At 72.6% G+C, this 14,329-nt stretch carries 11 protein-coding genes; 9 read left to right on the forward strand and 2 right to left on the reverse strand.

The features are described 5' to 3' along the window. Positions 1-29: 29 nt before the first annotated feature. From topA to GA0111570_RS00820, 5 genes are all read left to right on the forward strand, one after another. Positions 30-2,828 carry a type I DNA topoisomerase gene (gene topA, locus GA0111570_RS00800; protein ID WP_245702956.1) on the forward strand — a complete coding sequence of 933 codons (2,799 nt, stop codon included), beginning with the start codon at positions 30-32 and terminating at the stop codon, positions 2,826-2,828. A 72-nt stretch (positions 2,829-2,900) separates the two neighbouring features. Beyond that, positions 2,901-4,379, forward strand: coding sequence for a CYTH domain-containing protein (locus GA0111570_RS00805; protein ID WP_139283106.1), 1,479 nt, complete (start codon positions 2,901-2,903; stop codon positions 4,377-4,379). Beyond that, positions 4,372-5,025, forward strand: coding sequence for a dTMP kinase (gene tmk / locus GA0111570_RS00810; RefSeq protein WP_092605402.1), 654 nt, complete (start codon positions 4,372-4,374; stop codon positions 5,023-5,025). The genes GA0111570_RS00805 and tmk overlap by 8 nt, the downstream gene beginning before the upstream one ends. Further along, positions 5,022-6,215 (forward strand): DNA polymerase III subunit delta', encoded by a 1,194-nt coding sequence (locus GA0111570_RS00815; RefSeq protein WP_245702957.1) that lies wholly within the window; start codon positions 5,022-5,024, stop codon positions 6,213-6,215. Before tmk ends, GA0111570_RS00815 begins: the two co-directional genes overlap by 4 nt. Positions 6,216-6,340: 125 nt before the next feature. Next, positions 6,341-7,510, forward strand: a complete 1,170-nt coding sequence (locus GA0111570_RS00820) for a DoxX family protein (RefSeq protein WP_092605404.1) — start codon at positions 6,341-6,343, stop codon at positions 7,508-7,510. 4 nt (positions 7,511-7,514) lie between these two features. Here the strand turns inward: GA0111570_RS00820 and GA0111570_RS00825 are convergent, their stop codons facing one another. Continuing rightward, complete coding sequence (locus tag GA0111570_RS00825) at positions 7,515-8,135, reverse strand: lipoprotein LpqH (protein WP_092605406.1); 621 nt, start codon at positions 8,133-8,135, stop codon at positions 7,515-7,517. Positions 8,136-8,247: 112 nt separating this feature from the next. Here GA0111570_RS00825 and GA0111570_RS00830 point away from each other — a divergent pair, with 112 nt between their 5' ends. After that, the gene (locus GA0111570_RS00830) at positions 8,248-9,501 is read left to right on the forward strand and encodes an NAD(P)/FAD-dependent oxidoreductase (protein ID WP_092605408.1); all 1,254 of its coding nucleotides are present in this window, start codon (positions 8,248-8,250) and stop codon (positions 9,499-9,501) included. 18 nt (positions 9,502-9,519) lie between these two features. Here GA0111570_RS00830 and GA0111570_RS00835 read toward each other — a convergent pair whose 3' ends face one another. Then, on the reverse strand, positions 9,520-11,040 hold the full coding sequence (locus GA0111570_RS00835; protein ID WP_092605974.1) for a phospholipid carrier-dependent glycosyltransferase: 1,521 nt from the start codon (positions 11,038-11,040) through the stop codon (positions 9,520-9,522). A 199-nt stretch (positions 11,041-11,239) separates the two neighbouring features. On the opposite strand from GA0111570_RS00835, the gene rsmI reads away from it, so the two are divergent. From rsmI to GA0111570_RS18245, 3 genes are all read left to right on the forward strand, one after another. Beyond that, positions 11,240-12,094 (forward strand): 16S rRNA (cytidine(1402)-2'-O)-methyltransferase, encoded by an 855-nt coding sequence (gene rsmI / locus GA0111570_RS00840; protein WP_092605410.1) that lies wholly within the window; start codon positions 11,240-11,242, stop codon positions 12,092-12,094. A 103-nt stretch (positions 12,095-12,197) separates the two neighbouring features. Then, on the forward strand, positions 12,198-13,079 hold the full coding sequence (locus GA0111570_RS00845) for a TatD family hydrolase (protein ID WP_092605412.1): 882 nt from the start codon (positions 12,198-12,200) through the stop codon (positions 13,077-13,079). Positions 13,080-13,267: 188 nt separating this feature from the next. Then, complete coding sequence (locus GA0111570_RS18245; protein ID WP_175557260.1) at positions 13,268-14,293, forward strand: resuscitation-promoting factor; 1,026 nt, start codon at positions 13,268-13,270, stop codon at positions 14,291-14,293. The last annotated feature ends 36 nt before the right edge of the window (positions 14,294-14,329 follow it).

Genomic DNA, 14,329 nt, shown 5'->3' on the forward strand with positions numbered 1-14,329 from the left:
GGGCGTGCGTCGCACAGGGAGAGGGAGACGTGGCTACGCAGGACGTGGGACACAGCCTGGTGATCGTCGAGTCACCGACCAAGGCCACCAAGATCCAGGGCTACCTGGGGCCGGGCTATGTCGTGGAGTCCAGTCGCGGCCACATCCGGGACCTGCCGACAGGTGCCGCGGAGGTGCCGGCCAAGTACAAGGGCGAGAAGTGGGCCCGTACCGGCGTCGACGTCGAGCACGACTTCTCCCCGCTCTACGTCGTCGCGGCGGACAAGCGCAACACGCTGCGCAGCCTCAAGGAAGCACTCAAGGGCGCCAAGGACGTCTACCTCGCGACCGACGGTGACCGCGAGGGGGAGGCGATCGCCTGGCACCTGCAGCAGGAGCTGAAGCCCAAGGTGCCGGTCCATCGGATGGTCTTCCACGAGATCACCGAGAGCGCGATCAAGGAGGCCGTCACCCACCCGCGCGAGCTCGACACCGACCTGGTCGACGCCCAGGAGACCCGGCGCATCCTCGACCGCCTCTACGGCTACGAGGTCTCCCCGGTGCTGTGGAAGAAGGTCATGCCGCGGCTGTCCGCCGGCCGCGTGCAGTCCGTCGCGACCCGGCTGATCGTGGACCGGGAGCGCGAGCGGATCGCGTTCACGTCCGCCGGCTACTGGGACCTCGAGGCGACCCTCGACGCCGGCGCCGAGGCCGAGCCGCGCGAGTTCCCCGCCAAGCTGACCGCCCTCGACGGCCGGCGCGTGGCGCAGGGCCGCGACTTCGACACCCACGGCCGGCTCAAGGAGGGCAAGGAACCGCTGGTCCACCTGGACCAGGACCGGGCCCGCGCCCTGGCCGCCGCCCTGGAGCACGCCCCGATGCGGGTCGTCCAGGTCGAGGCCAAGCCGTACACCCGCCACCCGTACGCCCCCTTCCGCACCACCACGCTGCAGCAGGAGGCCGGCCGCAAGCTCGGCTTCACCTCCCAGCGCGCGATGTCGGTCGCCCAGGACCTGTACGAGGGTGGCTACATCACCTACATGCGTACCGACTCGATCGAGCTGTCCAGCGAGGCGATCACCGCCGCCCGCTCGCAGGCGACCAAGCTGTACGGGCCCGAGTACGTGCCGCCGACGCCGAACGTCTACCGCTCCAAGGTCAAGAACGCCCAGGAGGCCCACGAGGCGATCCGCCCCGCCGGGTCGACCTTCCGCACCCCGCGCGAAACCGGCCTGCACGGCGACCAGTTCCGCCTCTACGAGCTGATCTGGATGCGGACCGTCGCCTCCCAGATGACCGATGCCCGCGGCGAGTCCGTCGCGATCACGATGAGCGCCACCGCGACCTCCGGCGAGGACTGCACCTTCATCGCCCGCGGCCGGACCATCACCTTCCCGGGCTTCCTGAAGGCCTACGTCGAGTCCGTCGACGACGGCGTGGCCGACGACTCGCAGCGGCGCCTGCCGCGGTTGGTCGAGGGCCAGGCGATCGACGTGATCGGGATCGAGGCGCAGGGCCACGAGACCAAGCCGCCGGCCCGCTACACCGAGCCCTCCCTGGTCGCCAAGCTCGAGGAGCTGGAGATCGGCCGCCCGTCCACGTACGCCTCGATCATCCGCACCATCACCAGCCGCGACTACGTGTTCAAGAAGGGCTCGGCGCTGGTGCCGACCTGGTTGGCCTTCGCGGTGACCCGGCTACTGGAGGAGCACTTCGCCAACCTGGTCGACTACGACTTCACCGCCGAGATGGAGCAGGACCTCGACAAGATCGCCAACGGCGAGGCCCAGCGCCTCCAGGTGCTGAACGACTTCTACTGGGGCGGGGAGCCGGGCGCCGAGCACCTCGACCACGCCGGCCTGCACGACCTGGTCAACCAGTTGGGCGACATCGACGCCCGCGCCCTGTCGACCTTCCCGGTCGGTGACATGGACTCCGGCGTCGTCGTGCGGGTCGGCCGCTACGGCACGTACGTGGAGGAGGTCGAGACCGAGAAGCGCGCCAACGTCGCCGACGACCTGCCGCCCGACGAGCTGACCGTCGACGCCGCCCGCGAGCTGCTGGCCCGTCCGATGGGGGAGGAGCGTGCCCTGGGCCTGGACGCCGGCTCCGGGCATCCGATCGTCGCCAGGGCCGGCCGCTTCGGCCCCTACGTCACCGAGGTCTTGCCCGAGGATGCGCCGAAGAACGCCAAGCCGCGGACCGGGTCGCTGTTCGCGTCGATGGACCTGCAGACGGTCACGCTGGAGGATGCGCTCAAGCTGCTCAGCCTGCCGCGCGTGGTCGGCACGGACGCCGAGGGCGTGGAGATCACCGCCCAGAACGGTCGCTACGGGCCCTACCTGAAGAAGGGGACCGACTCGCGGTCGCTGACCGCCGAGGACCAGATCTTCTCGATCACGCTGGAGGAGGCCGAGGCGATCTACGCCCAGCCGAAGCAGCGCGGCCGGGCCGCGGCCAAGCCGCCGCTGAAGGAACTCGGTCCCGACCCCGTCTCGGGCAAGCCGATGGTGGTCAAGGACGGCCGGTTCGGCCCGTACGTCACCGACGGGGAGACCAACGCCACCCTGCGCAAGACCGACGAGATCGGTGACCTCACCCCCGAGCGCGGCGCCGAGTTGCTGGCGGAGAAGCGGGCGAAGGGCCCGTCCCCGCGCAAGACGGCGAAGAAGGCCCCGGCCAAGAAGGCGGCGGCCAGGACGACCACCACGAAGAAGGCCGCGGCCACGAAGACCGCGGCCACGAAGACGGCGGCCACGAAGACGGCGGCCACGAAGACCACTGCCAAGAAGACTGCTACCAAGGCAGCCACCTCGAAGACGGCGGCCGGGAAGACGGCGGCGAAGTAGGACACCGGCTGATCCGGACATCCAGTGCGAGCGACCCCAGGCGATGCGATAATGAGCGATCCCGTCCGAACCGTGTCTGAAGGGACAACCGTGCGCCGCTACGAGATGCGCGACCTGGCCGCCGCGCCCCGCTTCGCCAACCCCGACCTCGGTCTCGGCAACCCCGCCATGGTCAGCACCCGGCCCGCCCTGAGCGACCTCACGATCCTCGACACCGCCGACCACCGACTGCTGCGGGCGGGCATCGTGCTGGCCCACCGGTCCATGGACGGGGAGGGCGCTTGGCTGCTGGCCGCGCCGACCTGGAGTCCCCAGTTGCCGGCCGAGCACGTGGAGGCGATGACCTCGGGCGACGTTCCCGAGGCCATTCAGGCCGTGCTCGCCCCGCTGCTGCGCGGGGCACCGCTGGCACCGGTCGGGACCCAGCGCCGGTCCCGCGTCACCTACCTGGTCCGGACCACCGATCGGGTCCCGCTCGGCTCGGTCGTCGACGACCACGTCACCATCCGACGGGACGGGGAGGTGCTGACCCAGTACCGCGAGGTCTGCGTCGACACCGGCACCATGTCGCGCACCCAGGTCGAGTGGGTGGACGAGGTGCTGCGCGGGGCCGAGGGCATCCGGGTCGACCGGCAGCTGCCGCTGGCCTCCCGGCTGCGGATCCTGACCAACGACGACGCCTTCACCGGGGCGATCGACCTGTCGGTGACCGGCCCGGTCGACACCGACGCCTCGATGGCCGAGATCGTCGGCCACTTCATCAGCCAGGGCGCCCACGAGGTGCTGCTGGCCGACCTCAACGTACGGTCCGGGCGGACCCGCAAGGTGCAGCCGCTGGTCCGCGCCCTGCGCCGGTTCGCCTCCGAGGTCCCGGTCGTCGCCCCGGTCCTGCCTCACGGCCACATCGACGAACTCGCCCGGGAGCTGCTCTGGGCGGCCGACGAGCTGGACGGAGCCTTCGGCGCCGACCAGGAGGAGCTGCTGACCGGCGACCGCTACCTCGGCATCTTCGAGCGGATCAGCAAGCTACGGACGCCGACCCTGGCCCAGGGCATCGGCACCGGCTCGGCGCGCGAGGAGATCGGTGGCATGGTCGCCGAGGCCCTCGACGCGATGCTACGGGCCGGCCGGGCCGCCCCGCACACCCTCGACGACACCGGCTGGAAGACCGCCGCCGCGGCCGCCGAGCGCCTCGTCGTCACCGCCGAGCTGGCGGCACTCCTGGCGCCCAAGCAGGCCAGGAAGCTCCGCAACCGGGCCAGCGAGCTCTTCGACGGGCTGGTCGCGTGCGACAACGACGAGTTGCAGGCCCTGCGTGCCTCGCTCGGCAGCTCCAGTCCGGAAGAGGCCTTCGGGATCGGCCGGCGCTACGCCGGGCTGGCCGACACCCGCGCGGAGGCGCGCACCGAGTTCACCGAGCACTGGCCCAAGGACCGTCGCAAGGTGTACAAGGCCGCCCGCGAGCTGCTGGAGCGCCTCGGGATCGACGGCCTGGAGACCACCGAGGACCCCGAGTCGGCACCGGCGGGGGACACCCGCACCGATGGCTGAGCCGCGGGGACTGTTCATCGTCTTCGAGGGCGGTGACGGGGTCGGGAAGACCACGCAGTTGGCGCTGCTCGCCGAGCACCTGCGCCGCGCCGGCCATGAGGTCGTGGTGACCCGCGAGCCCGGAGACACCCCGGCCGGTGCGGTGATCCGGCGGCTGCTGCTCGATCCGGCCACCGGGGACCTCGACCCGCGCGCCGAGGCGCTGCTCTACGCCGCGGACAAGGCCCAGCACCTTGCCCAGGTGGTCCGCCCGGCGCTGGAGCGGGGGGCGATGGTGGTCTGCGACCGGTACGTCGACTCGATGCTGGCCTACCAGGGCGCCGGCCGGGTGCTGGACGTGGCAGAGGTCGCCGCGATCGCCGACTGGGCGACAAGGGGCCTGCACCCGGACCTGACCGTCCTGCTCGACCTCGACCCGGCCCTGGCCGTCGGGCAGATCGCCGACAAGGACCGGCTGGAGGATGCGGGGGACGAGTTCCACCTCCGGGTTCGGCAGGGGTTCCTGGCCCTGGCCGGTGCCGACCCCGACCGCTACCTGGTCCTGGCGGCCCGTGACACCCGGGAACGGATCGCCGCCCGCGTGGCCGAGGCCGTGGCCGCCCGCCAGGCGGCGGTGTCAGTGGCGCCGGGCAGACTGGCCCCGTGAACCCCAACCCCGGGCACGTGCCCACCACACCTCCCGCCGATGCCGGCGTGTGGGCGGACCTCGTCGGCCAGCGAACGGCCGTGGAGGTGCTGCGCCGCGCGGTGGTCGGTGATCCGCACGCGATGTCGCACGCCTGGCTGATCAGCGGACCCCCCGGATCGGGCCGGTCCAATGCCGCCCGCGCCTTCGCCGCCGCCCTGCAGTGCGACCAGGGCGGCTGCGGGCACTGCCGCAGCTGCCGTACGGTGCTGGCGGGCTCCCATCCGGACGTCACGGTGATCAGCACCGAGAAGCTCAGCATCGGGGTCGACGAGATCCGCGACGTCGCCGTCCGCTCCTACATGTCACCCACGGTGGGGCGCTGGCAGGTGGTGCTGGTCGAGGATGCCGACCGGATCACCGAGCGCGGCGTCAACGCGCTGCTCAAGAGCATCGAGGAGCCGTCACCGGCGACGGTCTGGCTGCTGTGCGCGCCGACCCCCGACGACGTGCTGCCCACCATCCGTTCCCGTACGCGGGCCCTCACCCTGGTCACCCCGGCCGCCCGGGACGTGGCCCGGCTGCTCGTGCAACGCGACGGCATCTCCCCGCACGAGGCCGACGTGGCCGCCCGCGCGGCCCAGGGCCACATCGGCCGGGCCCGGCACCTGGCCCGCGACGCGTCGGCCCGGCAGCGCCGCGACGACGTGCTGAAGATCCCCGCCCACCTCACCGGGGTCGGCGCCTGCCTGCGCGCCGCGGAGACCGTGGTGAAGGCGGCGGAGGCCGAGGCGACCGCCCAGACCTCCGACCTGGAGGCCAGCGAGCGGACGGACCTGCAGCAGGCGCTGGGCATGGGCACCAAGGGCGCCCGTCCGCGCAACGTCGCAGCCGCGGTCAAGGAACTGGAGGACGAGCAGAAGCTGCGGGTCAAGCGCCTGCAGCGCGACGCGATCGACCGGGCACTGACCGAGCTGACCACCTGGTACCGCGACGTGCTCAGCATCCAGCTCGAGACCGGGGCCGAACTGGTGAACATCGAGCACCACGAGCAGGTCGCCGCAGAGGCCGCCCGGGCCACCCCGGATCGTACCATCGCCCGGATCGACGCGATCCTCGCCTGCCGCGAGGCGCTCGCGAGCAACGTCGCCCCGCTGCTGGCGGTCGAGTCGATGATGGTGAGCCTCGGCGCCGACGAGCCCCTGGCCTGACGCTTGCCGGTCCGGAGCCGATCCGGACCGGCTGCGACGCGACACTCCCGCCCTGCTGCAGCCCCCGGCCGGGTGGAGCGGTGACAATGGGACTGCATGTTCCCCGACCACTAAGGACGTGAGCCGTGACCCCGCGTGACCACGACGATGATCGCAGCGACGACCAGGCCGTCGACCGTCCCGAGGGGGCCGGAGTGGACGACGAGGCCGCCGAGCCCACCGTGACCCGGCTCTCCCGGGCGGACGTACGCCGGTACGAGGAGACCATGGCCCGTTCCTCGGGGGAGGACCGGCACCATCCGGCCCAGCCCGCTCCGGAGGACACCACCGATGACTGGCACGACGTGACGCAGCCGGGCGGGGAGCCGCGGTCGGAGGCCACGCCGCCTCGCGACCGGGCCGCCGGACCCGCGGCGACGGCCGGCCGCGACGAGGCCGACGCGGCAGGCGCCGGCAGCCCCGCCCCGCTCGCCGCCGGTGCTCCCGACGACCAGCCCACCCAGACCCTGGGCTCCCGGGACCGGGCCGACGACCAGCCCACCGTGGTCACCCGCGGCCCGCTGGTCGGTGATCGGCGCGGGCACAGCCGTACGGACCGACCCACCAAGGTCCTGGGCGGCCCCGCCGCCGGCGCCTCCGCGGCCGGTGCAACGGCTGCAGTGGCGGCCGGCACGGGCCCTGCCCCGGCACCTACCGGGATCCTTCCGGTCGAGGACGAGGACGCGGCCCTGCGCGCCGAGCGCCGGGCCGAACGCGATGCCCGGGATCGTGCGCTGGGCAAGCGCCGCCCCCAGCCGGCACCCCCGGTCGCCGCCGAACCGCCCTCGACCCGCCTGCCCCGGACCACCGATCGGCCCGCGGCCTCCCTCGGCCTGTTCGTGCTCCGCCTCGCCGTCGCCGCTGTCGTCGGCGTACGGGGTGCCCAGCAACTGATGGACATCCCCGGGACCATCAACACGTTCACCCAGACCGCTCTCCCATACCCAGAGATCTTCGCCTGGGGCACCGCGGTCGCATCGGTCCTGATCGGCGTCGCGCTCGTGCTGGGCCTGCTGGTCCGGGTCGCCGGGCTCGGGACCGCCCTGGTCGGGATCGGTGCCCTGGTCTACGTGTACTGGTGGCGCAGCCCGTTCGAGTCCGGCCTGACCGGCTTCCGTGGGGAGACCGAACTCCTGCTGGCCGCCGTGGGGCTGTTCTTCCTGCTGGTCGGTGGCGGTGCCTGGGGCATCGATGGCGCCGTCCGCAAGGGCCGCCTGCAGCGCCGGGCGGAGAGGTTCGAGGCCGAGCAGATCTGAGGGGTCACAGCCCGACGCAGGTCGTCTGCAGCCGCAACTCGTGGGTGCCGGCGTCGGACTGGTCCTTGAGGGTGCCGCTGATGCTGAAGGCGTCGCCCTTGCGCTTGGCCTTCAGGGTGGATCCGTCCAGCCCCTCGGCGCCGGCCAGCGCCCCACCATCGCGCATCACCACGGCGCTGACCACCGTGGGATCCGGGCCGTCGGTCACCACGACCTCGGCGTTCTGCTTCTGGTCGGCACTGGCCAGGATCAGCCGGATCGTCGGGTGGTCGGTCGACTCGTCGATCGCCCGGGCGCACCGCGCGGTGCCGGTGCGGACCGGGGAACCGTCCAGCTCGAGGACCGCCTCGGCCGCACTGGTGGTCCCCGCAGTGCCGCTGATCACCTGCTCGGTGGACAGTTGGCTCGGCACCACGCTGGGCGACGTGGTCGGACCCGTCGGACCTGCCGTCGCACCACTCGTCACCGCCGGCGGGGTGGCGGCGGTCGTCGCGGATCCCGCGTCGTTGACCGTCCCGGTGCAGCCGGCCAGGGCCAGTACGGCCAGCAGCAGCCCGGTGCCGAGCGTGCGCCGGTGGGCGACAGGGGAGAGGGGTGCGAGGTACGGGCGGGCAGGGGCGGTCATGGCGGGGCCTCCGATCGAGCTGGGGGCCCCATCCTCACATGCCGCCGGGTCGGGGGTCCGTACGGCCGTCCGTACCGGCTGGCGGGCCACCCCGGACGGCTAACCTGTCGGCATGACGACCGCCGAGCCGAAGCCGCTCACCAGCCCGTTGTGGGGGACCAGCGCCCGTACCTGTCCGCCGGTGGCGGACGCGACCTGCGACGTCCTGGTGATCGGTGCCGGAGTGGTCGGCCTGACCACCGCCCTCGCGGCTGCCCGGGCGGGGGCCGGCGTGATTGTTGCCGACGCGGACCGGATCGGGGCCGGCACCAGCGCCGCCACCCCCGGCGTCGCCTCGGTCCTGCACGGCACGTCCTGCCAGGTGATCGAGGAGACCCATGGCACCGAGGCCGTCGTCACGTACGTCGAGGAGCTGACCCGGGCCCTCGCGTTCATCCGCGCCGAGGCCCGCGAGGGCGCGGTCCCCAGCAGGGAACTGGCCAGCCACGCGGTGGTCGAGGACGGCCACACGGCGCACTTCCTGCACCGGGAGCGCTTCGCGATGCGCCCTGCCGGCCTCAACCCGGTCGCCGACGACGCCCCGGGCCTGCCGTTCCCGACCCGGCCCTCGATCCGGATCGACGATGCGCTCGCCCTGCAGCCGCGCCTGTACGTCGAGGCACTGGGGCGCGCCGTGGTCGCCGCCGGGGGGCTGGTCCACGAGGCCAGTCGGCTGGACCGGCTCGAGCCCGGCTCCCCGATCACCGCCCGGTTCACCGGCACCGACGAGGCGGGACGGCGGACGACCGCCGTGGTCCGGGCCGACAGCGTCGTGCTCGCCACCGGCATGCCGTCGCCCGACCTCGGCCTCGTCGGCCCGCGCCTGCTGCCCACCACCGTCCACGCCGTGGCCGTGCACGGCGCGACGGTCCAGGACGCGTTCCGGATCGTCGACGACCCGCTGCGCCCGTACGTCCTGCGCCCGGGGTTCCGTACCGGCCAGGTCGTCGTCGCCGGCCGGGCGCACCCCACCGGCCAGGGGGACGAGATCGCCGCCGTGGAGTTGGAGGGCTGGGTCCGCTCCCACCTACCCGGTGCCCAGGTCACCCACCGCTGGTCGTACGGCTGCCAGCGCAGCTACGACGGGCTCCCGCTGGTCGGGCGGGTCGGCCTGCGCGGCTCCGGCACGTACGTGGCGACCGGCTTCGGTGACGACCACATCGCCGCCGCGACCGCCGCCGCCCTGCAGGTCGCCGGGCACATCACCGGCACCGAGACCCGGCTGCCCTGGAGCCCGGTGCACCAGCGCGGCAGCGCCTCCGGGCAGGCGCTCAGCCTGCTGCGGCTGGGCGCGACGAAACTGCGCTACCGGATCGGCAAGTACTGAGCGGCACCGCCGGGCCGGTCAGACCCAGGCGTCGCCCAGCCACATCCGCTGCCACCAGTGCGACCACGGCAGCACCTGGTCGGTGTAGATCGGCCAGAAGTAGGCGAAGTTGAGCACCACCAGCGCCACGAACGCGCCGACCACGATGGCCCCGATGACCCGGCGCCAGCCGGCCCCGGCGGGCCCGAGGATCTTGCCCAGGAACATCGCCAGCGCGCTCACGGTGAACGGGATGATGCAGATCGCGTAGAAGTAGAACAGCGGCCGGTCGGTGTACTGGAACCACGGCAGCCACATCGACAGCGCGCCCACCACCGGGACCGAGAACCGCCAGTCCCGCAGCCCGATCCAGAACAGGATCGCCGCCGCCAGCGCCACCGCGGCGGTCCACCACAGCAGCGGGGTGCCCAGGGCCGTGATCACCTGCAGGCAGGTCTCGGTGCCCGGCGGGCAGCCGTTGGTGCCGGGTTGGATGTCGTTGACCGCATCCAGGGCCAGCGGTCGCTGCAGCACCAGCCAGCCCCACGGGTCGGCGGCGTACGGGTGGGTGGCAGCCTTGATGTAGGCGCCGGTGTGGAACTGGTAGATCTCGCGGTGGTAGGCGAACAGCGAGGCCACCGCGTCCGGCAGGAACCTGGCCATCGGCGCCTCGGGGTTCTGGATCGCCCAGTGGCGGCTCCAGCCGCCCTCGGTGGTCAGCCAGCGGGTCCACGAGGCCCCGTACGCCACGGTCGCGACCACGACCAGCTGCACGAACGCCGGAGCCCCGTCGCGGAACAGCCCCCGCAGCAGCGGTCGGCGGGCGCCGGCGAGGCGCCGCGCCCCCACGTCCCATGCCAGGCTGAGCACCGCGAAGGCGGCCAGGGCATAGAGCGAGTTCCACTTCGTGGCGATCGAGCAGCCGAAGAGCAGCCCGGAGAGCAGCCGCCAGGGCCGCCACCGCAGCTGCGGGCCCAGGTCGTCGCCCAGGTGCTCCAGTCCGTGGGACTCCAGGTGGTCGGCGAGCCGGGCCCGCATGTGGTCCCGGTCCCGGACCAGGGCCCCGACCGCGGCGACCAGGAAGGTGGCCTGGAAGATGTCGAGCAGCGCCAGCCGGCTCATGGTGAACGCCAGCCCGTCGACGGTCAGCAGGAGCCCGGCGATGCCGCCGACCAAGTTGGAGCGGGAGAGGCGGCGCACCAGCAGCATCGTCGTGGTGACCAGCAGGGTCCCGAAGACGACTGCCATGAAGCGCCAGCCGAACGGGGTCATCCCGAACATCCACTCACCAACGCCGATCAGCAGCTTGCCCATCGGCGGGTGGACGACGAAGGCCGGCGAGGACAGCATCTGGTCCACGTTGCCCTGGGCGATCAGGTCGTCGGCGCCCGGGGCCCAGTTGACCTCGTAGCCGTGGTGCAGGATCGACCAGGCGTCCTTGGCGTAGTAGATCTCGTCGAACACCAGCTTGTGCGGGTGGTCCAGGTGCCACAGCCGGAGCAGGAACGCGAGGGCCGTCACGACCAGGACCATCACCCAGCCGCCCAGTGCGCCCGGCATCGGGGGCCGCAGGCGCTCCACGACCGTACGCGTCTCGACCGGTCGCTGCAGCAGCCGGGCCCACCAGCCCGGCCCCGTCGCGGCAGGCTCGTCGAGCTGCTCGGACGTGGTCGGGGTGGCAGACTCGGCCTCGGGCCTCGGATCCTGTGGCAGACTCACGGTGCCCATCGTATGGAGCCACCTGCAAGGAGGGACCACAGTGGAGCGAGCAACCCCCGCCGGCGTCGGAGTCCTGGTGCTGGCCGGCGCCCCGATCGGGGACGTCGACTCGGTCTCCCCGGCCTTGCGCCGGGCCTTGTCGGAGGCCGATGTGATCGCCGCCGAGGACACCCGGCGGTTCCGCGACCTGCTGCACCGGATCGGCCAGGAGGTGCCCGGGCGCGTCGTGTCGTTCTTCGACGGCAACGAGGCCTTCCGCACCCCGGGACTGGTCGCCGACCTCCTCTCCGGCTCGCGCGTGGTGGTGGTCACCGATGCCGGCATGCCCTCGGTCTCCGACCCGGGCTACCGGCTGGTCAGCGCCGCGATCGAGGCCGGGATCCGGGTCACCGCCGTCCCCGGCCCCTCCGCCGTGCTGACCGCCCTGGCCGTGTCGGGGCTGCCGGTCGACAGGTTCTGCTTCGAGGGCTTCCTGCCGCGCAAGCAGGGCGAGCGCCGCCGCCGCTTCGCCGACCTGGCCGGGGAACGCCGCACCATGGTGTTCTTCGAGGCCCCGCACCGGCTGGCCGACTTCCTGTCCGATGCCGCGTTCGTCCTGGGCGAGGAGCGGCCGGCAGCTGTCTGCCGCGAGCTGACCAAGACGTACGAGGAGGTCGTCCGGGGCCCGCTGGCCGAGCTGGCGCAGTGGGCGGTCGAGGGGGCACGCGGGGAGATCACCGTCGTGGTCCAGGGCGCGGACGCCCCGGTCGTGGACGAGGCCGCCGCCGTCGGCCAGGTGCGGGCGCTGCACGCGGAGGGGATGCGGCTGAAGGAGGCCGCCAAGCAGGTCGCCGCGACGACCGGCCTGAGCAGCAACGACCTCTACCGCGAGGCCCTGGCACAGACCGACTCCTGAACCGTCACCGACTCCCGGCAGGCACCGACTCCCGGCAGGCGCCCGTCCGGTGCCGGTGTCCGGGCGTCGGGGAGGGGGTCGGGGGAGCCGTAAGCTGCGGGGCGTGAAGGACACCCCTGCGCCCCAGCCGGAGCCGTTGCCGGCACCCGTCACCGATTCGCACACCCACCTGGACACCACCCAGGAGTACACCGGACTGGCGGTCGAGGAACTGCTGCGCCGGGCCGCCGAGGCCGGGGTGACCCGTACCGTGCAGATCGGCTGTGACCTGGAGAGCTCCCGCTGGGCGGTCGAGCTCGCGGCGGTCGAGCCCTCGGTCGTCGCCACCGTCGCGATCCACCCCAACGACGCGGCCCGGCTGGCCGAGGCTCACGGCCGGGCGGCCCTCGACGAGGCCCTGCGCCGGATCGAGGAACTGGCCGCCGACCAGCGCCCGGACGTCGTCCGAGGGGTCGGGGAGACGGGGCTGGACTTCTACCGCACCCACGAGGGCCCGGGGCGCGAGGCGCAGCGCGAGTCGTTCGCCGCCCACCTGGCGATCGCACGGCGGAACGGCCTGACCGTGTCCATCCATGACCGGGACGCCCACGCGGAGGTGCTGGACGTGCTCGAGGCCGAGGGCGTGCCGGAGCGCTTCATCATGCACTGCTTCTCCGGCGACGCCGCCGTCGCCCGGCAGTTCCTGGACCGAGGGGCATGGCTGTCCTTCCCCGGAACGGCGACGTTCCCCGCCAACGAGTCGCTGCGCGAGGCGTACGACCTGGTGCCGCTGGACCGGCTGCTGGTGGAGACCGACGCGCCCTTCCTCACCCCCGCGCCCCGGCGCGGCTGGCCGAACGCCGGCTACCTGCTGCCGCACACCGTCCGTTACCTTGCGCAGCGACGCGGGATGGACGTTGCCGACTTTTGTCACGTGCTCGAACGGAACACCCACGAGGCGTACGGCGGCCGTTGGCCGGAGCACGCGGCGGGGTCGAGCAAATGACATCTGGCAAGGGGAAACGGTTCGCCGAGCCGGATCGGGTACGGGAAGCGGACAATAGTACTGAGGCAGGGGCGGGTCAACCGCGACGGTCGGCCGATTTGGTCACGACAAGATCTCGTTGTTATGGTTTCGTGACCTTACACGGAGATCCGGGCCACCGCTCGGGACCTGATCGAGAGAACCCCCGCGTGCAGAAGAAGACCGTAGCAGCCCTCGCCACCGGAACCGTCCTTGCTCTCGGGCTGGGCACCGTGGGCCTCAACGAGGCCCTGGCCAAGACCGTGACGGTGTCCGTGGATGGCACCCCGACGCAGGTTCGGACCTACGCCGGTACCGTCGGCAAGGCCCTGGCCGACGACGGCATCCAGCTCGGTGAGCACGACGTCGTCGCGCCCTCCTCCGACACCCGCCTGACCGAGGGCACCCAGATCTCGGTCCAGTACGCCCGACCGGTGACCGTGACGGTCGACGGCCAGCAGCGCACCATCTGGACCACGGCCACCTCTGTGGACCAGGTCCTCGGGATGCTGCAGATGAGCGACGCCAAGACCCTGGTCTCGACCTCCCGCTCCGCGGGCATCGGTCGTGAGGGGCTCGCGTTCAGCGTCACCACCCCCAAGAACGTGACCATCGCCGTCGACGGCAAGACCACGCAGGTCACCTCCACGGTCAAGACTGTGAACGACTTGCTCAAGGAGCAGAAGGTCGCCCTGGCCGACAAGGACAAGGTCGATCCCGGCCTGACCACCGTGCTGACGGACGGCCTGCGTGTGACCGTGACCCGGGCACCCAAGCCCAAGCCCGTCCCGAAGCCCTCGCCGACGAAGACCGCCCCCAAGGCGACCACCCCCAAGGTCACCGCGACGCCGAAGGCGGCTGCCCCCAAGGTGACGACCGCTCCGAAGGTCACCACCGCTCCGAAGCCGACCGCCGCGCCGAAGACCACCGCGCCGGCGACCACCTCGTCCAGCGGCTCGACCGCGGTCTGGGACCAGATCGCGCAGTGCGAGTCCGGTGGCAACTGGTCCATCAACACCGGCAATGGCTACTACGGCGGCCTGCAGTTCAACCTGAGCACGTGGCAGGCGTACGGCGGCACCGGTCTGCCGAGCGATGCCAGCAAGGCCACCCAGATCGCCATCGCCTCCAAGGTCCAGGCGGCCCAGGGCTGGGGCGCGTGGCCGGCGTGCACCTCGAAGATGGGCCTGAGCTGATCGTCGGATGGCGTCCGCCGGTCCGACCCGGCTGAT

Origin of the sequence: Raineyella antarctica, from assembly GCF_900092135.1 — a bacterium.
GTDB classification, from domain to species: domain Bacteria; phylum Actinomycetota; class Actinomycetes; order Propionibacteriales; family Propionibacteriaceae; genus Raineyella; species Raineyella antarctica.

Excerpts from the sequence above, each read along its gene's own strand:
- tmk (WP_092605402.1), top strand. The coding sequence starts at position 4,372 with ATGGCTGAGCCGCGGGGACTGTTCATCGTCTTCGAGGGCGGTGACGGG.
- GA0111570_RS00825 (WP_092605406.1), bottom strand. The coding sequence starts at position 8,135 with ATGACCGCCCCTGCCCGCCCGTACCTCGCACCCCTCTCCCCTGTCGCC.
- GA0111570_RS00830 (WP_092605408.1), top strand. The coding sequence starts at position 8,248 with ATGACGACCGCCGAGCCGAAGCCGCTCACCAGCCCGTTGTGGGGGACC.
- GA0111570_RS00835 (WP_092605974.1), bottom strand. The coding sequence starts at position 11,040 with ATGCCGGGCGCACTGGGCGGCTGGGTGATGGTCCTGGTCGTGACGGCC.